Here is a 22,762-nt window from a genome sequence, read left to right as displayed (position 1 = left end):
AGCAGCTGGCGGAACTTGTTCGAGGTGAGAATCTTGTACCGATAGCAGCTGATCAGGCGCTCGCGCGTGCCGAACTGTCCCAGGTCGATTCCGAAGCGCTTCTCGATGCTCCCGATGCGGTAGAGCACGTTGTTGCGGTGCATATGGAGCTGCTGCGCCGTCGGCGTTGTCTTGCGCTCGTTGAACAGGTAGCAGTACAGAAGCTTCACGTCGCTTACGCTGTGGCCGGGCTCGGCGGCGACGAGGTCGTCCAGGATAGTGTGGTCCATGCAAAACGACCACAGGTCGGGGTCGATTTCGCGTCCGTCGAGGCAGCAGTACGCGAGCGCGTCGCCGAAGTAGAACACCCGTCGGCTGTCAATGTTGTCAAGTGGGCGCATCTCGATATCGATGCAGGATTTATACGACCGCGCGATGCAGGTTTGCGTGAACGCGAAACGAAGGTTGCGCAGGTGCTCGAACGTGTCTGACGCGTAAGCCATGCATTTCATCTCGCGGCAGAACGCGACGAGCTTCTCGAAGTCCTCTTTGCGCCGCTCGACGTGCCTCTCCTTGCAAAAGCTCAGTACAAGAAGCGAATCCTCGTAGGAAAAGACCTGGTAGTCAGGGTAGGTCTTCTGCAGCATGGACGCGACCCACGATGGTTGCTCGGAGTATTCGCCCCCACGGTAGTCGATCATTCCCAGCCCGAACCAACCCGTGGTATCCAGGCCAAGCAAGGATGATTGCTCGTCGAAGTAGGCTTGCGTCAACCGTGCGTCGTCGATGAGCTTCCTTAAGAAAAGCGCGGTGGGGGACTCGTTGAAGAACGCGCTGCTTACGATCTGTTGGCAGGCGTTCGATAGTATCCTGAACATATCCACCATGCCGGGCGTCACGTCATGGTTGTTGCAGACCATGACGATGTGGCCGGCGTAGGAGTTCCCGTCCTTCAAAACGCACGTGACGTACTTGAACGGAACGGTCTCATCCGGCCCGAACACGTTGACCTCCGCCTGGTCGCGCCATTCTCCGAAGGCGCCGATCGACTCTGCGGCCTTGATGGCGTCGAGATTGTGGCAGCCCAGGCGCACGAGCTCGGTCGAAAGCGGGTCGGCGGGCTCGATGTTTCTGGTGCGCGCGATGAGGCTGTACGTCGAGTCGTTCGCATCGATGAAGTTGTCGAACAGCTGCTCGCTCTCGTCGATGAGCTCCTGGATAGTGCCCTTTCTCGACACGATTCCCGCAAGGTTGGCTGTCCATTCACGTATCGAGAAGAGGCAGGAATAGACCGTCGACATGACGGTCCCCAAAAGCTTCGTCTTGCCGATCGGTGCTTTGCTGCGGACGATGACGAGTTGGCGCAAAAGGCCTGCGGGGAAGGGCGGCGCATCGGGCGAGAAAGGCTCGTCTTGTTGAAGGGCTATTATGCCGATAGCATGGGGGTGCTGCGCGAAAAGGTTCTCGGCATCGACGGCTTCGATGATGTAGAGGGTTACGCGATCGTCGTAAGGAGCCTGCTTATCGGGTGGAAGAGGGGCGCTGCACCAGGACACGGTGCGACCTGGGTTCTCGGGCGCCGAGACGATCTCGAAATCGCTGAGATGGTCGAGAACGATGTTGATGGTAGCAGCCCCGAGCGTGTTCCTCGGGAAAGAACCCCGTCCGCCAATTTCCATATGCCCCCCTTGTGCTCCCCATTTGTCAGTAGCCATTATAGGGAAATGCCTTCCAAAATGCGCGGCGCCACGAGGATGTGAAGTTTCGGCGCGAGCCTGGCTCCTTTCCGATTCTTTTCCGCCGCGAAGTGGGGCGAGTCACCCGATTCCGGCCTCATCGAAGGTGCAACACGTATGGTCGTGCGACTTGTATAGCCTGTGCCTCATCAACGGGGGAATGCCTGCGTCTTCGACCTCGCATCCTTCAATTGGGAAAGAAGATGGGAAGAGGTGCATTTTCAAGGGGAAGACCTGCCAGAAATCGGGAGGTTTTCATCAACGGAGGGTCCTCAGAGGGCGCTTCCCGCCGCTTGCGTTTGGAGGCCGCGAACGACCTGTAATCATAAGGCAAGGTCAGCGGCGTCACGGCTTTCGGACAGAGCCTCTTTCTTTCCGCGCCCTCTTCCCAAGTTGATGAAAACCACCCGATTTCTGGCAGGACCCCCCGAGATTTATGCGCATCTGGGTATTGGCGCGCAAACGACGGGCCGCTCGGGGAGAAATCTCTCCAGGCGGCCCGCTTGCTTGCGGTATGGAGGGCAGTCGCTTCTACGCGCCTGCCAGGGCGTCGTTTCCTCCCTGCTCCTCCTCGTTCACATTCATGCGGATGATGCTCTTGTATCGCGAGCTTTCGCGCTCGAGCGTATAGCAGTCGCCCTAAAGGCGCGGGTATCCGTCGAGGAACGCCGTGATGGCCGCATCGTCCTCGGGAGAAAGTTCGAACCCGAAGATCTTGCAGTTGTCGGAGATGTGGCGGCTGTTGCGCACGCCGACGATGGCGCAGGCAACGCTCGGGCGGTTCAGGATGTACTTGGTCGCGACACGCGAAACACCGACGCCGTAATGGGAAGCGATCTCTTCGAGCAGCTCAAGCAGTTGTTGATACCCTTCGTACCCGACGGAATCTTCGAGCACCTGCAGGTATTTCACCTGCGAGCGCGTCTCGGGCTTGATCGTGCCGACGCCCTCCCATCGCTTCGCAAGAAGGCCGCCCGCCAGCGTCCCGTAGCAAACGTGTTTGATGTCGGCGCTTTCGCAGTAGCTCGAGAGTGCGAGTTCGGGGCGGCGGTCGAACAGGGAGTACTGGCTTTGGCAGGAAACGATCGGCACGCCCGCGTCGACGATCTCCTTCAGGTGCGGCGTATCGAAGTTGGTCACTCCGATATTGCGGATCTTCCCCTTCTCCTTCAGCTTCAGAAGGTCGAGCGCCACCTCGACGTACCCCGGCACGTTGTAGTCCCACCAATGGAACTGCACGAGGTCGAGCGTGTCGCGGTTGAGCCTGCGCAGGCTTCGATCGATGATCGACTCGGTGTGCTTGAAGGTCACATCGGCGAGAATGTCGAGGTCAGACACGTATTTCGTGTGAATTTGAATGTCGTCGGCCGATATGGGCCCCTCGCCGCGCTTCAGGCGCGCGACGAGCGTCCCCAAAAACTCTTCGACGCCGGTGTAGATGTCGCCGCAGTCGAAGGTGGTGAAGCCGTGGCCGATGAGCTCGAAGAAGGCGTGCATGACGTCGCGCAGCGTTTGAACGGGGGTTGCGGCTTCGGCACCTCGCTTTAATTGCGCTGCGCCTTTACGCTATTATCGTTGCCAGGTGAGCGGCGGGGCGTTCTTTAGCCGCACCATTATACAAGGTGGTTGCATAGAATATCGTCTTTCTGAGATTTCTTAAGCCCCTCGTATCGCTGTATTCTTGTTCGTTCGGGTGCCCCAGACAAGCAAAAGGCCCGCTCAACGGCGAGCGGGCCTTATTGGTGACTCGGGGTGAGGTGACGGTTATGGCGCGGTCGGATTGCCTTGCGCTCCGCAAGCGTATGCCCTATTCCTTCTCGCGCAAGAGGGTAAGAAAGCTGAAAGGGCACGTTGCGGGGGTGCCGCTGCGACGTGCGAAGCGCACGAGGAAGCTTACGCCCGAAAGCGCGAGCGCGATGCCCAAACCAGTGTAGAAGAAGGCGATGAACCACATCGGGACCAGGCCAAACGCGCGAAGCGAAATTCCGCCCGACATCATGATGGCCATCATGATGTAGCCAGATGCGTTGAAGAAGTGCCAAAAGCCGATTTTGTCGTCTTCGTAGGCGGCGATTCGGTCCGAATGCTTGCCCACCATCTTCGAGAAGATCTTCATGTGGAATAGCGTGAATACCACAATGGCGCCAATGATAATCGCCCAGACGTAGCTCATGTTGATTTGAGCGAACGCCTGGATGCCCAGCCAAGCGATGTTTCCGCCGGCAGCAAGCCAAACCAGGCCGGCGATAAGAAGCAGCGTGCGCTTTGAAACTTTGAACATATCCGTTCCTCCTCATAAGGAAGTTATCGGCTCAATCATATTCTCCAGTCTGGGAGAATGGGGTTGTCGGGCCAAATCTACAAATATCGGAAATACTGGCAGTTCCGAGTCGTCTTTCGCGGCGTAGGGCACCGTCGAAGGGATTCCCGCCATCGTACAAGGCGGGCGCCGCAAACTGGATTGCCCGCGCCCGCTTCGACATCGTCCATTGTGAGGCTCTCGCAAATGAACATCAAAGGGCTCTTGTTCAGATGTTGCGGCCCGTCCTCGACTTCGCCGCGATCGCGCGTTGCCCTGCGACAGGGGGCGACGTGCTTGTCGACGCGTAATCGATGGTCTTGGCGAGTACGCGCAACGGCTGCGCTTTCCGCAGAAGCCACAGCGACGCTGCTACTTGTGCGAGGCCGCCATTCGGCGGACGCATTCGCGAATCGCTCGTTCGGCCTCGCGTGGGTCGGAGATGCCAGCGACGCAGGCGTCCATCGGGCACTGCCCGTCACCCGCACGGTTCACTATAAAGGGAACCAGGTCATCGCAGCCGCAGGCTATCCCGCGTGCCAGCAGGATGTCCCGCGCGTCCTCGCTCAGAGCGGTCGCAAAAACCACTGCCGGCTTGAGCTGCACGTACAGAAGAGCCGGCGCTTTGCCCACGACTTTGTCGGCGACAGACCAGCCCTCGAAGCTTCGGCCCTCGGAAATCCATTGAAGGAGGGGCTTCACGCCGCGCTCGCGGGTGATCATGGTCTCGCCGTTGCGGACGGCCACGCACGTTGCCCCCTCGGTGGAGAGCAAGGTCGCTCGCGCAAGCTCGACGTCGTCCGTTTTCGGGAAGGTATCGTTCGGGGTTTCCAGTTCCATCCAGGCTCCTTCGATGGCTCGTAAGACTCTCTGCAAAGCGTACCACGCAGGTGGACGACGCGTGGCGGAAGCCGTCTGGTCGATTAAAGCGTAGTGAGGGCTTGGAGCAGGAAAGGGGCGGGCTATGAGCGCGAAGGCGAATCTGCTAAGGCCGCAGGTTCCGCCGCTGCTAAAAACGCACAACGCCGAAGCGCAGCCCAAAGAGAGACCGCGCTTCGGCTTTGCAAGTCTTTCGGTTCCAGGAGTCTTGTTACTTCCTTCCGGCACCCTTTGCCAGCTGTTTTCCGCCAAAGATGAAGAAGAAGGCGAAGGGGAGGAGCATGCCGGTGGCCATAAGCGGCAAGGCAATGGGGGGTTTGGACCATCCGTTGATTGCCAGTGGGCAAACGATGCACAATGAGAAGAGGATTACAACGATTGCGAGCATGATCGCGAATGGGGCTGTCCCGCTCAGCTCGTCCCCCGTCGCCTCGTTTGCGAGTTGGTCCATCGATTTGCCGTTGGTGTCGCGAACGAAGAGAAGCGCGCAAATAAAGCCCAGGACGAACGGGACGATAAGCACAAGCACGACCAGCGACCAGTTGGTGGTTCCTCCGACGGTTTGGAATGCCGCCATACCCGCGATGCCACCGAGCACGATTGAGGACGCAGAGCCTCCAAAACGAGCGAACGCATGGCACCATGCAACGCCCGTGTTGCGTATTGCGGTCGGATACTGCTCCGGCATCAAGAGATTTACCGAGGTGATGGCATAGTTTAGGGAGAAGCCGAAGAGCAGCATAAGGCCAATGCAGAACAGGAATTGGTTGGGCGCGGCGAAGATGGAACAGATGACGATCACGGCAGCGCAGAGAACCCACGCTCCTAAGAGGTTGCGCTTGCGACCAACGCGGTCGGAGATGAAGCCTGCGGCAGAGTTGGAGATGATCGCTGCAAAATTGTTCCATGTCTGCAGCGACACCGCCTCCGAAGGCAAATGGAATAGTCTTGATTGGAAATCGTTGCTGGGCGAGGCTTACTGAGGCAAAGCGACAACGGCTTTTTCTTAGCCTGTCCATTGCAGCGGACAGCCGCGGCATTCTTCTCGGCTACACTTCTCTCTATCGGGAAACGCGGCATATAGTAAGGGCACTACATCAAATGCTGTGTTATTCTCGCAGTAGTTCTATCCTGGCAGGGAAAATGCGTCTCGCTGGCAAGGCGAAGCCTAATGAGCCGTCAGCAGGGCGCAGATTCGGGAAAGAGGGCGCGCATGGCCACCATCGATGTTGACAAGCTTCGCGACTACATGACTGACTACTTCGGTACCGCCATGTTCAACGGTTTCCCCGCCGCGATTCTCGACCTCTCCGATATCGAGAGCATGGGCGCATACGAGCTTTGCCAAAAAGCAGAATCCCTCGGCATCGACCTTCGCGATTTTGAAATTGAGTAGACGAGCCTGATAGCAAGGGAGTGGCAATGATCACGAGATAGCCTTCTCATATGTGAAGACGGGATACTAGGGAAGAGAAAAGTCAAAGGAAAGGAAGTCATCATGGCAAACATTTGCGATCAGCGCCTATTTATCGTTTCTGAAAACGAAACGGCTGCAAAAGAACTACTCAACACTATGTCCAAAAACTTCGAGGAGGCAACGCAGGTCGAACTTCTCAAAGGAGTTGACGCGGATGCGAGCTGGGATAAGCTCATAATGGCAATGAACAGCGGAGTGGCTAATCACAACTTGTTGTGCCTTCTCGATAGTAATCCCGATTCTGGCGCTGAAAGCGGAACGCTTTCTGGATCGATGCAATACGGCAAGCCTTGTATCGAATTGAGACTCGGGCTTAAATGGCATCCTAGTTATCAAGTTGAAAGCTTTTGCGAATCTATGGATTCCAAGAAGTACGGCTGCGCATCTATTAACGGTGGGGAGTACGTGTGTGCTACGGGCGATGAATTCGCACATATCCAATGGGGTGAAGATTTCGGGTCGCCCACAGAAGGAATTGTAGATTATGGTGAGTACACAGAATGGTCAGACAAAGTTAAAAGCTCTGTGCCAGGCGACTTGAATGAAATTGCCCTTCGGGCGTTGTTTGACTCGGTTGAGCCGAGCGACTTCTTCTGGGAGGAGGCAAATGCTGGAGAATTCGAGCAAATCGAAAAGGCCGACCCCGGACTGCTTGACGAAATAGCTGAGGAGCTCGGTTATGAGGATGCGGAGGAGCTGCGAGACTCAGCCGAAGACGTCGAGGACGTGAAAGCTATGCTTTGGGATCTTGACGACGAAGAAGTCAGCGAAAGCTTCAGGAAGCGCCTTGCCATTGCGTCAAGGTGCGATCGCGGCAAAAACAGGGGAATCGATTTCGATGCTATTGATGCGAAGGACCCCGGTCTGCTGGACGAAATCGCAGAGTACTTCGACTACGAGAGCAGGGCCGATCTCATTTACGAGCTAACAGATATTTACGAGCTAGCAGATAGTTCCGAGCTGTGCGCTTGGTTTTCCGGAAGTATTGAAGACGGGGGAGAGGAAGAGGGAGAGGCGCTTCTCGAAAGACTGGAGAATATCCTTGATTAGTTGAGCGAACGCAACGATAGGCTTACAGGTAGAGTTCATTTTATGAAAGGATGCATTATGAGTGGCTATAACGATAATTTTACTGCGATTGCGTGTGATGAGTCCCAGATGAAGGGGCTTCTCAAGCTAATGATTACTAATATGATTCAAGGTGCTCCAAACGTGTGGAAACGTGGCATGGATGAAGAGACCTTCGATTTCAATGTTGACGATTTTGACACCATCGATGAATTGGTGTCAAAGGCTTCCGATATGTTCTGGAAGTATACGATGGAGGCCTTCAATCCGAATACGACAAGCTATTCCACAAGCGACGAGAGCAGTTTCGTTTTTAAGAAACATGGCGATTGGTATCTCATTGGATTCAGCTTCTGCACAGGTCTCTTTTTTATTGCAAACGATTTAGAAGACTACTTTACTAGACATCTGCCTGAAGGGTCGTATGCAATATCGGATATTCATAGCTACAATGGGGAGGACGAATTTTATCACGTTCTGAGAAATTACGACACCGAAGACGGCATGACCCTGTGCGGCGACAACGTAAATGACGGGGCTTTCTTTACATGGGATGACGAGGGCGGTATCCCCAAATCTGAATTCGAAAAACTGTACAACGAAAACTATCCGAAAAAGGATAAGGCTGATAGTCCTCTTGATCTTACGATGAGATATGTTCTCGACGAAGCAAAATGGGAATACATCGATAATTGTCCGTGGGATTAAGTTCGAAGATGCGGTCGACAAGGGGGACTCAATTGGGCACATGGTTTCAAGAGTGTCCAATATAAGGTTCAGCCTCAAGTCGAGAAACGCTTATGATGCTAAGAAGCCGTATAATCAGTTGTGCTGCAACAAGAAAACTGCGCAAATTGACGGGGGGAGCAGCTCTCTATAGGTGTTGCTTTCCCCGTCGGGTGACTTTGGGTTTTGGCAAGGGAAGAAGGCTTTGCGTATGAGGGTGCTGGTTTGTGCGAATCTGCTTATAGGCGATGCCGGCGTGCTGAACATGCCTGCCGATATATTGCAGCAATGGCATCGAGACAAGATTGATGCCCTGGCTTCAACATTGGAGTTTGCGCGCGCGAAAGGCGCCGCAGCCTGCGTTATAGCTGGCGGCCTCTTTGCGGAAGGATTCGTTCCCCAAAGTTTGTTCGAAAAAGCTATTGAAGTGCTTGGCTCCTATGAGATGCCCGTGACCTGGTTCCCCCTTGAAAGGGAGGCGCTCGATTTGGACACGCGCGTCAGCCTTTCGACCAATGTTACCGTCGTTCGCGAGGGTGGCGATTCTGGGATTGAAGCTATTCGCATTGTGCATGAAGCCGAAGAGGTCGCAGCGATCATTGACACCGCAGATGGTGCCTCCAGGAGAACGCTTTCAGCGATGGAGCCGATGGGATTTGGCGACCAGGCTCGCGCAGACGTGTTGCTCGTCGATGTGGAAAACGGTTCTGCGATCAACATCGAGGAGATCCCATGTGCGCTTCACCCCTTCGTGACGAAGGTCATCGACATGTCTTCCGCGTCGAGCTCTGCTGAGATGCTTACGGCCGTTCAGGCGGCAATTGACGACATTGGCGAAAATGCCTGCTTGAGGCTTGTCCTTAGAGGGGCAATAAATCTCTCTTCCTATTTCAACACGAGTAAGCTTGAGCAGGTTCTGAGCGACCGCTTTTTTTATGCTGAGGTTGCTAACGAGTGCACGATAAACCTTGAAGAAGGCGAGCTCGACACGGATGTGAGTCTCCTTGCTGAATTTGTTCGTATGGTCGATTCCGACGACTCTTTGAGCCCGAGCGAAAAAACGCGAATCATGCGATGCGGCTGGAATGCCCTCAATGGGAAGGAGCTGGCTGAGTAATGAAGCTGATCGAATGCCATATTGCGGGATTCGGGCCTTTTAAAGATTGCAAACTATCCTTCGACGACGGTTTGAACGTGATTTTGCAACCAAATGGTTGGGGCAAGACCTCTCTGTCCGCATACATAAAAGCCATGCTGTACGGATTTGAGCGCAAGCGCGTTCGCGATGTGAGCGAGAACGAGCGCTTGCGTTACAAGCCTTGGAGCGGGGGAAAGTTCGGCGGCACTCTCGACTTCGAGTTCGATGGTCGCGAGTACCGCATTCTTCGCGAGTTCGGCGCAACCGGTGCAGGCGACACCCTGAAGGTCATCGAAATCGAGACGGGAAAGCCAGTCGAGTTCAACGGCGAGGAGGTCGGCGACTGGGTATTCGGGCTTGACTCCAATGCATTTCAGAAAAGCGTGTTCGTGGGGCAGAACGGCTTCGGCTTCGATGGATCGACGGCGGGTCTTCGCAACAGGCTGAACGCGTTGGTGAACGAAGCCGATGATGTTGCTGGACTCGACAAAGCCCAGTCTGCGTTGGATGCACGCCGCAAATTCTATAAAAAGACAGGGAATCGCGGCTATATCGCTGATGTTTCTTCAAACATATCGAAGCTTGTCGAACGTCAGAAGGGCTATGACTCACAGATCTCCCAGATGGGCATGCTGCAGGAGCGTATGTCTCAGCTCGATAAAAGTATCTCTGATGCAGCCGACCGCGAGGCCGAGCTTCAGAAGAGAATTGATGCTGCGCAGTCTGGCGAGAAAAACGCTGCCGCTCTGAATGCTGCTCACGACCAGCTAACGGAGAGGTGTAAGGCTGCAGCCGATTCTTACCGTGAGTACGTTGGTCGGGTTGGCAAGGTTCCTGCCGAGGCGGATCTTGAAGCGGCGCGCAGGACGTTAGACGCCGCCGATCGCTCTCGCAAGGAAATCGGGGATGCTCGTGCGGCCATCGAGGCAGCGGGCACTGCCAAGAATGAGATTGCCTCGAAATACGCTGGCAGGGTCCCTTTGAAGGCGGAAATCGACGAGCGCCGCAAGCAACTTGCCGAGCTTGTCCATCAGCTGGAAGTCATCGGCTTGTCGAGCTCGTCGGTGCAGGGGGAATATGCATCTCTCGATGAGGCGGTGGACAATGACCCCAGCCTTTTAAGCCGTACTGATACTGCAATATCTAGCTGGCCTCGTATCGAATCGAGCTTGAACGCCGCAAAGGCGCTTCGTCAAGAATTCGAAAAGGCAAATGCCATATGGGCGGAGCGGCGCGCGAACATTTTGAAGATCAAAGGGGAGGCGGATGAGGCCAACTCGCTCGTCCCCAAAGACGCCGAAAACGTCATCGAAAACTGTAGAACGACTGCAGCAGCGCTTCGCGCCGTAGCGAAAGAGAGGCAGTCCGCAGAAGCTCGCATTGACAGTCTTAAGTCCCAGATTGAAAGCGCCAAAGAGGAGCTTGGCTCATTGGCGGATTCGCCTCAAGCGAGCGATGTGGACCCGAAGAGGATTGACGAGGGCGTTGCGACGTGCAAGATCGCCGCCTCGGAACTGCAGGATGCGAAGAAGGCCGCTGCTGCCGAGGACTCGAAGCTGGCTGTTCTCAAAGCTGCAAAGGAGAAGTCGCTCGAGGCGGTTCAGGCTGCGCAAAACGCGGTTGCAAGCGCCGAAGTCGAGAAGGCGAAAGCCCTGAGCGATAGCTCGGCGGCGAAGGTCGCGATGGCCGAGGCTTCGCAAGCAAAACACAAGAACCCCGTTCCTGCCATCGCCTGCATTGTTGTAGGCGTTATCGCTGCCGTTGCTGGGTTTGCCCTAGGACCTGCGGCGACGATTTCCTATGTCGCGTATGCTATCGCGGCAGCCCTCGTCATAGCGGGTATCGTTCTGCTCGCAAAAAAGCCCACTGGCGATTCCGAGGCGATCGCTCATGCGGAATCAGCTGCGAAGGCGGCAGCCGAGGCGCTTTCAGCAGCTGAGCGCAAGGTCTCGGATGCCGAAAGGAAAAGTGGCGAGGCTGAGGCCGACGCGACCAAGGCGGCCTCTGAGCTCGACGCGCAAGAGACGGTTGTTTCCCAGGCGACTGAAAGAGTTTGCTCGGCCTCGAAAGCGGACAGCGATGCGAAAACCGCGCTGGTACGTTTGCTGTCGCCCCTGTTGCCTTCCGAGGATCTTGATTTGGAAACCGTTGCCGTTCAAGCCCCCTTGCTCAAGGGCAAGCTTGTTGAGCGCTCTAAGAAATCTCAGCGTATCGCAGACTTGTCAAGCGAGGTGTCAAAGCTCCAGTCTTCCATTGAAGACTCCGCGGCGTCTGCTTCACGTGCGGTGCAGGCCATTGGCATCGCTCTTTCGGAGGATTTATCTGCTGTGGCCGATGCCGCAATCGAGAAAGCGAACGAGCTCGAAGCTGCAATGGCTCACGCTCGGTCCGCAAATGACCGTTTGGACAAAGCGATCGTGGAAGTTTTGGGCAAATCTGCTGATCAGATGACTCAGGAAGACCGTGAAGCCATTTTGGGCCACCTCGACTGCGAGATGTGCCCGGGAATGGAAAATCGCGAGGCCCAGGCTCTTGAAGCGGAGGGGGCTGCTGCGACGTTCACGGAGAAGATAGCCCCTCTTCTCCGTGCGTTCTCGGTTGAACATGACGATGATATGGCAGTCGAAGTTGAGCGTTTGAGCTCGGCTGTCGCGGCATATCGCTCTTATAAGGAAGATATCGCTTGTGCTGTTGCGGAGACGGCGGAGTCTCGAAAAGCCGTAGACGAGCTTTCGGCGAGTCTTGATGGCTGGGCAAGGGAAATGGGGCTTAACGGTCGGGAAGCCTTGACCGCTGACGTGCTCGACGCCATGTCCGCAGACGCAACTCTGGTGGAGCGACTCGACTGGGATGCCAAAAAGGCTGCTGAAAAGGCTGATGTCGCTACCGCGAATTTGAGTAAGCTCGACCTTGGCATCAAGCAGTTCCTTTTGCAGTACGGAATCGATGACGCCACGGCAGCTCGAGAAGCTATTAGCATGATTGCCAAGCAGACGAAGCGCTGCGAAGAGCTTGCGAGCGAGGCTGCGGTCGCGCAAAAACAACTTTCAGCATGGGAGGAAAAGCACGGCCGGGAGCTCTCGGACGCAAAGAGTGGAGCTGCCAGCGCGCAAGTGGAGCAGGCGAAGCTCATTCTCGCGAGTGTGCAGAGCGAACGTGAAGGCCAGGTGGCAGAACGCGCTCAAGTCGAGGAAAAGCGCAATGCGATTCTCCAAAGTCTCGAAGGATACCTTGCCTGCGCCCAGGAGTTGCGTTTGCTTGCGCAGAAAAAGCAGGAGGCGACGGCGAAACTATTCACCGTTCAAAAAACGGCAGAGTTCCTTTCCAAAGCCCGTGCGAATCTGGATGGCCGTTACCTTGGCGGCTTAACGGACCGATTCAACGACTATGCAGCCTCTTGGCTCGAAGGTGAAGGCCTCGACGTGACGGTCGGCGGCGACTTCGATGTCGCCGTGAGCGACGGCGGCGCCCCGCACAGTGTTGCAAGCTATTCTACCGGGTATCAGGACTTGCTCGATATTTGCCTGCGCATGGCCCTCGTCGACACTGTTTTCGAAAACGAGGAGCCATTCATCGTCATGGACGACCCTTTTGTCAACCTCGATCAAGAGAAGATTGGTCGCGCGATGATGCTGCTGGCGCTCCTCGCCCAAAAAAAGCAGATCATCTACTTCACATGCCATCCCTCTCGCATGGAGGCTGGCAATGGCGACCAAAAGGTGGCGTTCACCTTGCCCGAGCAGAGAGAATCCCGGGAGATGCCCCGCGCTCGAGCGAAGCGCGAAGCGGAGGAGCGTGTTCGGGCTCAAGCCGAGCTCGTCGCCTCGTATCATGTTGAGCCGGTTACGCAGGGAAGGGCCGCCGTTCGAGTGGCGGGCAAAGGACGCTCGATTACGAATAACATGTTCAACGTTCGATTCGAGGTCGATCCCGATAGCGGTCGCCGAGATAACGCCTTCGAGGTCCACTTCATCGACGAGAAGGGTCGTGCGCTTTGCGAACGGCAGATCGTCGAGGTAATCGATGGCCGTGTCGTTCCCGAGAGGCTTCGATTCTGCCTAACGACAAGGGATGACAGCGGCAACGCCTACGATCTTATAATTCACGAGCAGGATAAGCCCGAAGCCGACCTTGCAGCCCGAATTTCCTTCAAGGCCGACATCTCGTTTAATACTGAAGACTTCGACTTCTAGGACCGATTGGAGCAAATGCAACTATGGAAGACGGAAAGAAATCGACGGCCATCCCAGTTTTGGAGACCGACGAACTCGATCACAAGGTTGTCGAGCATTTTGCGGGCAAGATTGTTCGTAAAGACTTGACCGCTATGATGAAGCGCGGTGCCAATGTGCCAACGTTCGTCTTGGAGTATCTGCTGGGAATGTACTGCGCCACCGACGATGACGAGATGGTGGAGCAGGGCGTTTCCCGCATTCGCAAGATTTTGACTGAGAACTACGTTCGCCCGGACGAATCCGAGACCATCAAGTCGAAGATCAAGGAACTTGGCCAGTACACCATCATTGACAAGGTGCATGCCAAGCTGGACGAGTATAAAGACATCTACGTCGCCAGCTTCACCAACCTGGCTATCGAACCTTTCGTCATGCCTGCCGAATACGTGAGGGACTACTCCAAGATCCTTCAAGGCGGTATTTGGTGCATTATGCGTATCGAATACCTGCTTCCTGACGAGGAAGATTTCGAGGATGCGCTGGCAGACATTTTCGACGAGAGCCCTAAGCCTAAGCCCAAGAAGAAGGGTGGAAAGCGTGGTCCGGAGGACAGCCCCTTCCATGTGGTAAGCCTCAAGCCCATCCAGATGCCCAACCTCGATTTGGACGCCATGATAGAGCTGCGCCAGGAGTTTACTACTCAGGAGTGGATGAACTTGCTTCTGCGTAGTTGCGGTTACGAGCCTGATGCTCTTACTGAGAAGCAGAAGCTGCACTTTATCGCGCGAATGGTGCCCCTGGCTGAACGCAACTACAATCTTTGCGAACTTGGTCCCCGCGGCACTGGTAAAAGCCACGTTTACAAGGAAATCAGTCCCTACTCCATTCTGCTGTCGGGCGGACAGACCACCACAGCCAATCTTTTCGGTCGTATGAATGCGGGCTATCGCACTAGCTCCATGGAGCGCGCCGGCCTTGTCGGCAACTGGGATTGCATCACTTTCGACGAGGTTGCCGGCATGCGCTTCAAGGATATGAATGCCATTCAGATTCTCAAGGATTACATGGCGTCTGGATCCTTCGCCCGTGGGAAAGACCAGCTCAATGCTGACGCCTCCATCGTCTACGAGGGCAATATCAATGACAGCGTGCAAAATGTGCTCAAGACCACGCACCTGTTCGACCCGTTCCCTCCCGAGTTCAACAACGACTCGGCGTTCTTCGATCGCATTCACCTGTACCTTCCCGGTTGGGAGGTTCCTAAGATGCGCAGCGATCTGTTGACCGATCATTACGGCTTGATAACTGACTGCTTGTCCGAGTTCTGCCGCGAGATGCGCAAGCGCGATTACACTCATCTCATTGATGAACACTTCCGTCTGAACAATGACTTTAACAAGCGAGACGAGATCGGCGTTCGCAAGACTTTCAGTGGCATGGCGAAGCTGCTGTTCCCGGATGAGCGTATGAGCAAGGAAGAAGCCCAGTGGATCCTTGACTACGCAATCGAGGGAAGGCGTCGCGTTAAGGAGCAGCTCAAGATTATGGCGGGCGTCGAATTCATCGACGTTAACCTGGGGTATATGGACGCCGACAATCCCATGGAGAACCATATCGTCTACGTTCCGGAGCAGTCTAAGGATACGCTGGTCCCCGAGGGAGAGCTCATGCCCGGGCATGTCTTTGGAATCGGCCATGCCGCCGATGGCGAGATGGCCGTCTATCGACTGGAGAACAAAGCCGTTGCGGGAGACTTCAAACTAACAACGGAGGGCATTGGCAACAACAGGCCAGTAAAGGATAGCATTGAGGCAGCGTTCAAATACTTTGAGAACAACGCTGCGCGCGTTGCTTCGGGCATGCATGCGCACGAGCGCGACTATCTCTTGTTCTTCAACGATCTTCAGAAGAAGGGCCTCTCCTCTGAGGTGAGCCTTGCGGAGTTTGTCGGGCTTTGCTCTGCTGCATGCAACCGCCCCGTGACTCCCAGCACGGTCATTCCGGGCATCTTAAGGATGTCGGGAACTATGGATGAAGTTCGTGATTTGGAGGACATTCTGCGCGTAGCCAAGAACGCTGGTGCCAAGAAGGTGCTGCTCCCTCTTAGCTGCATCAAGGATCTGCAGGGAGTGCCCAATGAGCTTATCGGCAGCGTTAGTCCCGATTTCTATCCCGACGGCGACGTTGTTGCAGCGGCAAAGAAGGCATTGGACCTCTAGTTCGAACGGACGAGCATTTTGCTCTTGCGTGATTATCGCAGGTTAACGGAAGGAATTGACATGGATGCTGAGGAAATTGCGGCTCTCGCAGCAGGGATGGGAAAGGCGCTGGCCGATAGCCTTGCCGCCAACGAGGAGGCAAAGGAGGCCAGGGTCGAAGCCGCAAAGAAAGCCAAGGCAGATGCCGCCGAGTCCAGGCGCATAGCGGAGAAGCGGTCGAAGGCGCTTCATACGGTTCTTGACGTCTGCGATCGCGAGCAGAAGATTATCGCTTCCCAGGTTGAAAACTCTGTGGCTCGGTATTGCGACAAGGCACGCAGAGACGCAATCGAGCCTTTGAAGAATGATCCCCGAATGCCTCGCACTATCGATTACCTGAAACGCTACAGCGCCCTCGTGGGGGTTCAAGATCGGCAAGCTGTTCTCAAGAGGCTTCAATCCACTATTGATCTTGCGAGTGAGATACTCGACGGCGCTGGTGGGGTCGATGTTGAAGCAGCTATGGCGGAAGCTGGAGCGGCCTTGGCCGAAAGGGTTGGAAAGCTCAACGGAATTCGCGTCTCAGAAGCCGATCCAGTGCCAACTGTTGACGATGGCGCTTCTGAGGATCCTGCTGAACCTGATCCCCAACCGAGTCAATCTGATGTTTCTTGCGCAATTGAAGAGGCGTTTGCATCGATTCTGGGGGAGCTGCCTGACGTTGAGGCGCAGTTGGCCGATGAGATAGAAGCCAAGAAGGCCCGCGAGGCGGTTGTCGACAAGCAAATCGAGGTGGCTACCAAGGCCGCGATGGAGGCCGCCGATTCTATCTTTAGGCGTAATGCGGAGGCTGTTGCGGGCGCCGAGTACCTCATTGGCCAGCAAGAGCCTTTTGGCGGCGGAGTTATCGTTAAGCTTGCAAAGGACGTCGATCAGGTTAGAGAGCTCTCCGTAGAAGTTGGTAGATCCTTCAAAACCTTCAAGCAGGTTGTTCAAGACAACGGTTTGTTTGCGGCTTTTGCAAGCGAGAACGCCTACGGAGCATGCAGCGGATATCGATCCGATTGGTGGTGGGGGGATGAGATCTACGCCAATTACGATGGCGCAATCCCCGGACGCCAAAAATATAACGATATTCCTGTCGCCGTCGAAGAGGACGAAGGCGGCGATACTCTCGAGAAGTCAATAGAGCGGATGCGCTCGTTCAATGAGCAGAAATACTGGGGGATGCTGGATGATGACTTTCAGGTGCATGTCGATGCCTTCTGGTATGGCTTCAAGAAGCTGATGGTCAATGTTAATGGGCTCTTCGAGGTTGATCTGCGCGCTTTCGGCAACTACTACGACAAGATGAGGGCTGCAGCAAAGGGCAAAGCAAAGGCTCTCGGCATGCAAATGGACCCCTACCAGGCCGAGCGGTTCTGCAAGGAGGTTGCCGAAAGGTCAAGAGGATAGCGAGGGGGCGCGTTTGCGACTGGATGTTTCCTAACTCGTGGCGTACGAAGCCCCTGTGTTTATTTCAATAGTAAAATTAGGGTAAGGCTGCAAGGGAAAGGGATGACATGAGCTCTGGGGAATCTGTCGGAAAGAGGCGCTGTCCGCGTTTCGTAGTCGCGATAATCGCCGTTCTCCTCGGGATGGCGCTCGGTTTCTCCGCGCAAGCGGCTCCGGGTGTGCAGGCTGCTTTCGCGGCGCCGGCTTCGCAAGCAGCGCCCAACGCGCAGACCACCTTCGCAGCTGAGGGCGTCTCGCAAGAAAACCTCCAGCAGGGCGGCATTGAGCTTCAGGCCGACATGAGCAGGACCGTCTGGTGCTCGCGGTCGGGCAGCAAGTACCATTACAGCTCCACCTGTTCGGGGATGAAGAATCCCATCGCGATGACCTTGCAGCAGGCCGTCGACTCCGGTAAGCAGCCCTGTTCCAAGTGCGTTCATGAGTCGCCCACGCCCGACCCTACCCCTAATCCCAGTCCCGACCCCACGCCTACGCCGACGCCCGACCCGCAGCCCCAGTACCGCGGGTTCGTCGACGTCCCCGCCGACTCCTGGTATGTCGAAAGCGGCGTGTTCGACTACGCGCTCGACCACGGTCTCATGAAGGGGTACAGCGACGGCTCGAACAGGTTCGGTCCCGACGATTCGATCACCCGCGCGATGGCCGTGACCGTTCTCTGGCGGATGGCCGGCGAGCCCGCATGCGAGGCCGTCGATTTCGACGACGCCGACTACTCGGAGGACTCGTGGTACAAGGACGCCGTCCGCTGGGCGCGTTCCAGTGAGGTCGTCAAAGGTTACGAGGGAACGAACTGTTTCGGCCCGAACGATCCCGTCACGCGAGAGCAGCTCGCCGTGATGGTCGCGCGGTTCGCGAACGCCATTTCCCATATCGACACATCGAGCACGGGCACAGCGCTCGCGGCGAAGCCGGATGCGGCATCCGTAAGCGATTGGGCGCGCGACGCAGTCGCCTGGTCGGTTGACCAGGGCATTCTCGGCGGGGCCTCAATCATCGACCCCCAGGGGACCGCCACTCGCTGCCAAGGATGCAAGATGCTCTCCATCGCGCACAAGATCATCGGCAACCAAGGCACGAGCCATGGGGAAGCCCGCGTCCACTTCATCGACGTTGGGCAGGGCGACAGCGAGTTTGTCGAGCTGCCGAACGGCAGAACGATGCTCATAGACGCGGGCACGACCGAGAGCGGGGAGAAGGTCGCAAGCTACATCGCCGGGCTCGGCTACTCGCGCATCGATTACGTCATTGCCACGCACCCCCACGAAGACCACATCGGCGGGATGGCGCGCGTGCTGAGAAGCTTCGACATTGGCGAGATTTGGATGCCGCGTGCGACGTCGAACACCGCTACCTTCGAGGGGCTACTCGACGTGATCGCCGAAAAGGGCATCCCCGTCCACGCGGCGGAGGAAGGGAAGATTATCTGCTCCGACGAAGGCTTTTCGGCGACGATTCTCTCGCCATTCGAGACGTCGTATTCCGACCTCAACGACTGGTCGGTCATTCTCGAACTCGACGTGGGGGCAAGGTCCTTTCTCTTCACGGGCGACGCCTCGTCCAGCGTTATCGGGAAGGCGTGCGGCCACCACGTCGACGTGCTGAAGGTCGGCCACCACGGGTCGAAAACGTCGACGACGCAACAGCTCGCGGAGGTCCTTTCTCCTGATTGGGCAGTGATTTCGGTAGGGGCGGGCAACTCGTACGGTCACCCGTCCGAAGAGGTTCTCTCCGCGCTCTCGGGGGTCGCCCACCTGCTGCGTACGGATCTCGACGGCGCGGTGACGCTCAGCTGCGATGGCGAGACGATACGCCGCGCGGTGTAGGGAAGGGGGGGCATGGACGACGCGATTTACGTTATCGACCGCATTGAGGAGGGCATCGCTGTCCTCGTGCGCGATTCGGGCGAGAAGATGGAAGTCCCTCTTTCGGACCTGCCTTCAGGTGCGCACGAGGGTTCGTGCCTGCGCCCCTGCGAGTGCGGGTTCGCCCTCGATGAAGGGGAGGAAGCCACGCGCAAGCGCCGAATCGAGCGGAAGCTCAACGCGCTCTTCGTTGATTAGTTGAGGATTTGAGCCTCGTTCTCTTTTGACGATTGAGGCGTACGCGCTGTCGAGCAGCCAAGCTGAGTGAGCAGGCCAGCTCGACGGCTCGACCAGTAGATCAGGATGCTTCGGTATCCTCCTGATATTCGATAGGTGCCTTGTTTCTTCTCGCAAAAAGCACACCGCGAACACGAGATTCTGGCACGAAAACCGAGATATCCCACGGATGGAGCCTCGGCTTGGGAGCTCGCTGCGGGCCGACCGCTTCTCCTCGACAAGAAACCCCAGGTCGCGCACTCAGGCAACCTGGAGACGCTCCCTGATCCTCGCATTCCCCGTGGGATACCTCGGTTTTTGTGCAACATTCGCGCACGACCCCCAACCACCTTGCCCCGCCGAACCCGGGTCACCCAAAGTCGGCAGCTTTCCACGCCCGCCCACGCGGGGGTGGAAAGCTGCCGCAGAATGGTCATACCTCTCCAGGAGAAATATGACCATTTGGAACTAGCGTCGCCAAGGGCGCGGCGCTACCCAAGAGTGCCCATCATCTTATCGACTGCCGAGTACAACTGATGCCGGCTTTTCACGCCAATCTTGCGGTAGACGTTGTGGATATGCTTCTTCAAAGTCGACGGCGATATGCACAGTTCCTCGGCTATGACCTTGTCGGGCTTTGAGGTAAGCAGCATTCCCACGACCTCGCATTCCCGGGCGGTAAGACCGCAAGACGACGAGAGCCTGTGCTCCAGCCCGCTTCGCCCGCTTCCGGCACCCTCTGCCCTAAGCAGCTGCATGAGTTTCAGCGTTATATGCGGCGATAGGATGCCAAGAAGATCCATTTCCTTGTCGGAGAAGTTGACCTCCTCTTTCGCCCTGAAAAAATCGACGCTTCCCAAAATGACCCCGTCATAGGTCAGATGGCTTCTAAGGGCGTAATGGATGCCTTGTTTTGCGTAGATTTCCTTATACCATTCCGTGTTCATGCGCAGTTCGTCTGGCATCATGTCAGTATCCCTGATGACCTTGTCGTGCGTCGAAAGCGAAACCTTGGTGAAAAACACGTCGCGGGAATACTTCTTGTCGAACTCGTAAAGGTAAAGAGCCTTCATGCCAACGACAACCGGGTCGCCGCGCAAGGAGTAGACGCCCGCATCATCCCGTTTGTAGGTGTAGAAGATTCCCTGGCAGAAGGGTATCGATAGCCTGATGAGCTCGAGGGTTTTACGTTGGAAAACGCCGAGGTCCTCCAGTTCGTTCAAGCGATAGATCGTATTGAGGGCATAGTTCCAATCGCCCTCGAAAAGCCTGTCGCCCATGTGCCCCCCTCACATTATGCGGACAGCTGCCTAGTATACGGCATTTTCCCTTAAAAATAGCTCCTTTTCGGCGACCGTACGCTCATCCAGATCTATTCGCTCCTCCTCGACCTTCAGCTAATGCAATTTCATTTGCGCAGTTCAGTTGGATGGTCGATGGGCCGCCCGGCCCCCGCCCATCGCTCGATAGAACTTTCTACCGCATTTTTAGAACAAAGGGAGTACTCGGGAATAAATATGCATCAAAGAGCCTTCTCGCGGCCAATTTACAGGGTTTAAGCCCCTTTAGTAAACTAAATTGGCCATTGAGCAGCCCTGATAGGGGCAGGGCCGTTCATGAACGCCAACAACTCCGACAATGATAGGGGTGATGCACAGGTAAGCACAAACGTAAATCCCATCTCGTCAATCCAAGGAATGTAAGGGGAGGAAGATGAAGAAGAGCTTGCGTTTTTTGACTTTACTAATCGTGCCAATTCTTGCGCTCACGCTGGCGGCGTGCTCTAGCGGCCAGCAATCCCAGTCCTCGGCATCTGCCAGTTCAGGTGCAGCAGAGGCTGCGGCCAACAATCCAGTACCCGACGCCCAGGCGACCGAGGCCAGCCCGACCGTGGTCGTCGTATCGGGAACCAACGAGGAAATGGGCTATCAGTACGCCTGCCAGGTGCCCGACCTCATCTACCGCAATTCGGTGTTGCTGAAGAGCAAGGTCGAGGCACAGTACGGCGCCGAGCTTGCCAAGACCGACATGCAGGTCTGGAGCTACTATGCCGACAAGTACGATCCGGGTTTGCGCCAATGGATCGAGGGCATGCAGAAGGGCCTGGCTGAAAACGGCTATACCGTCGACTACTATGACTTGCTTACCATTACCGTGTACTCGGCTGAAATGTGGTGTCGCCCACCGGTTGACCAGCCCTATCCCGAGGAAACGGGCATTACGCTTCCCGAAACCGACGCCGAGAACACCGATTCCGAGATTCATTCGTGCACCGGCTTTGTGGCCACAGGCGATGCAACGCCTGACGGCAACCCCATCGTCGGCGTCACGAAGATGATCACCCCCGAAAAGGCGAACAGCATCATCCTGCTCGCGTACCCGGAGGAAGGCAACTACTTCTTCTCGAACCCGATGGCAGGTTCGGTCTCCGAGAACGCCGGCCTTAACAGCGCGGGTTACGCATGGGTGTTCACCGCACAGTGGGGCCCGCCGATTTGGGGCGTCATCAACGAGGTGTTCTTCCACAACATGGTCCAGAACTGCTCGACCCCCGATGAAGCTATCGAGTTCCTGAACAACAGCCCACGTGCTGGCGTAACCGGCGCATTCCTGATGGCAAGCGCCAAAGACGGCATCAAGGGCTACGAGAGCCACTCCGATGTGGCCGAGACGCGCGTGCCGGGCGATTCGGGCGAAGAGGGCAACTACATGGTGCAGACCAACCATCTGGTGAACCCGAAACTCGCCGAGCACAATGCAGGCGGTGCCGTGGGCGGATCGCTGTATCGTTACGCGACCATGCTGGAGTACGTGAAGGAAGCAGCCGAAAACGGCGGCGTGACGTTCGAAACCGCCAAGAAGGCATACTACTCCGATGACTGGTACGATCCGGAAGCCAAGGAATGGCACCAGAACGAGCCTGGCGCAGAGGGCGTTAACGACAACACCAGCAGCTTGGCTCAAGCCGTGTTCCTGCCCGCCGATATGACCGCGTACTTCGAAGTCGGCACGCCCAACGGTGTCGGCCTGCCCGGCAAGGCAACAGGCGAGTACGTGAAGTTCACGCTGGGCGAAAACCCGCTGGCAGTTTCCAACGACGCTGACCAGACCGCTCAGCAGTACTTCTGGGAGGCCCGCAACCAATTCGTGAAGATGCAGAACGACAAGGCCAAGGCGCTTACCTACGAGGCAGCTGAATCGATCCGCGAACTGATCGACACAGCAGCTATCGAGCTCGAGTACGGCATGGACCGTGCCGCGTTCGCCTATGCCGCCGACGGCAACGGACAGAGCCCCGTCGAGCAGATGCAGCTGTGGGGCGAAGCCCTGACGCATTTCGCCAAATCGCAAATGTGCTCGCAGATGGCAACCTCGAAGCTGGAGAGCCTCTCGTAAAACAACTTCTTGAGCTAAAAACTCGCCCCTAGACTGGCCCGCTTTTCGGAGCGGGCCTAGTCTTTGATGGTCAGTTTTCTCCAGGAGAAAACTGACCA

The 22,762-nt window shown here is 56.4% G+C and carries 15 protein-coding genes and 1 pseudogene; 10 read left to right on the top strand and 6 right to left on the bottom strand.

The window, feature by feature from the left end:
• The 5 genes and pseudogenes from Q0G18_RS02215 to Q0G18_RS02195 all read right to left on the bottom strand — a co-directional run.
• The coding region (locus tag Q0G18_RS02215; protein WP_297149120.1) for a CdaR family transcriptional regulator at window positions 1–1,658 on the bottom strand (1,658 nt) is incomplete at its 3' end.
• A gap of 696 nt (window positions 1,659–2,354) precedes the next feature.
• Window positions 2,355–3,263: pseudogene (locus Q0G18_RS02210) on the bottom strand (aldo/keto reductase); the annotation flags it as partial.
• 259 nt (window positions 3,264–3,522) lie between these two features.
• A complete protein-coding gene (locus Q0G18_RS02205; RefSeq protein WP_297149118.1) occupies window positions 3,523–3,996 on the bottom strand; it encodes a hypothetical protein in 474 nt (157 codons plus the stop codon).
• Between the two features lie 390 nt (window positions 3,997–4,386).
• On the bottom strand, window positions 4,387–4,854 hold the full coding sequence (locus tag Q0G18_RS02200; RefSeq protein WP_297149116.1) for a DUF1893 domain-containing protein: 468 nt from the start codon (window positions 4,852–4,854) through the stop codon (window positions 4,387–4,389).
• Between the two features lie 250 nt (window positions 4,855–5,104).
• A complete protein-coding gene (locus tag Q0G18_RS02195) occupies window positions 5,105–5,815 on the bottom strand; it encodes an MFS transporter (RefSeq protein ID WP_297149114.1) in 711 nt (236 codons plus the stop codon).
• A gap of 249 nt (window positions 5,816–6,064) precedes the next feature.
• Between Q0G18_RS02195 and Q0G18_RS02190 the strand changes: the two genes are divergently transcribed.
• From Q0G18_RS02190 to Q0G18_RS02150, 9 genes are all read left to right on the top strand, one after another.
• Window positions 6,065–6,289: a hypothetical protein gene (locus Q0G18_RS02190; protein ID WP_297149112.1), complete on the top strand. Its 225-nt coding sequence runs from the start codon at window positions 6,065–6,067 to the stop codon at window positions 6,287–6,289.
• Between the two features lie 102 nt (window positions 6,290–6,391).
• A complete protein-coding gene (locus tag Q0G18_RS02185; RefSeq protein WP_297149109.1) occupies window positions 6,392–7,420 on the top strand; it encodes a hypothetical protein in 1,029 nt (342 codons plus the stop codon).
• Between the two features lie 57 nt (window positions 7,421–7,477).
• A complete protein-coding gene (locus tag Q0G18_RS02180; RefSeq protein WP_297149108.1) occupies window positions 7,478–8,146 on the top strand; it encodes a hypothetical protein in 669 nt (222 codons plus the stop codon).
• Between the two features lie 229 nt (window positions 8,147–8,375).
• Window positions 8,376–9,281 carry a hypothetical protein gene (locus Q0G18_RS02175; protein ID WP_297149107.1) on the top strand — a complete coding sequence of 302 codons (906 nt, stop codon included), beginning with the start codon at window positions 8,376–8,378 and terminating at the stop codon, window positions 9,279–9,281.
• The gene (locus Q0G18_RS02170; RefSeq protein WP_297149106.1) at window positions 9,281–13,495 is read left to right on the top strand and encodes an AAA family ATPase; all 4,215 of its coding nucleotides are present in this window, start codon (window positions 9,281–9,283) and stop codon (window positions 13,493–13,495) included. The genes Q0G18_RS02175 and Q0G18_RS02170 overlap by 1 nt, the downstream gene beginning before the upstream one ends.
• 23 nt (window positions 13,496–13,518) lie before the next feature.
• Entirely contained in the window at window positions 13,519–15,696 is a 2,178-nt protein-coding gene (gene brxL / locus Q0G18_RS02165; protein WP_297149104.1) for a protease Lon-related BREX system protein BrxL, read from the top strand.
• 60 nt (window positions 15,697–15,756) lie between these two features.
• Window positions 15,757–17,130, top strand: a complete 1,374-nt coding sequence (locus Q0G18_RS02160; RefSeq protein WP_297149102.1) for a hypothetical protein — start codon at window positions 15,757–15,759, stop codon at window positions 17,128–17,130.
• Window positions 17,131–17,237: 107 nt separating this feature from the next.
• Window positions 17,238–19,013, top strand: coding sequence for an S-layer homology domain-containing protein (locus tag Q0G18_RS02155; protein WP_297149100.1), 1,776 nt, complete (start codon window positions 17,238–17,240; stop codon window positions 19,011–19,013).
• Window positions 19,014–19,025: 12 nt separating this feature from the next.
• Entirely contained in the window at window positions 19,026–19,250 is a 225-nt protein-coding gene (locus Q0G18_RS02150; RefSeq protein WP_297149098.1) for a DUF3006 domain-containing protein, read from the top strand.
• A 509-nt stretch (window positions 19,251–19,759) separates the two neighbouring features.
• Here Q0G18_RS02150 and Q0G18_RS02145 read toward each other — a convergent pair.
• Window positions 19,760–20,548 (bottom strand): LuxR C-terminal-related transcriptional regulator, encoded by a 789-nt coding sequence (locus Q0G18_RS02145; protein WP_297149096.1) that lies wholly within the window; start codon window positions 20,546–20,548, stop codon window positions 19,760–19,762.
• A 433-nt stretch (window positions 20,549–20,981) separates the two neighbouring features.
• On the opposite strand from Q0G18_RS02145, the gene Q0G18_RS02140 reads away from it, so the two are divergent.
• The gene (locus tag Q0G18_RS02140; protein WP_297149094.1) at window positions 20,982–22,664 is read left to right on the top strand and encodes a C45 family autoproteolytic acyltransferase/hydolase; all 1,683 of its coding nucleotides are present in this window, start codon (window positions 20,982–20,984) and stop codon (window positions 22,662–22,664) included.
• Window positions 22,665–22,762 lie beyond the last annotated feature (98 nt).

Source organism: uncultured Ellagibacter sp. (assembly GCF_934636505.1).
Classification (GTDB): Bacteria; Actinomycetota; Coriobacteriia; order Coriobacteriales; family Eggerthellaceae; genus Ellagibacter.
This window is presented reverse-complemented; position numbering and strand designations above follow the sequence as displayed.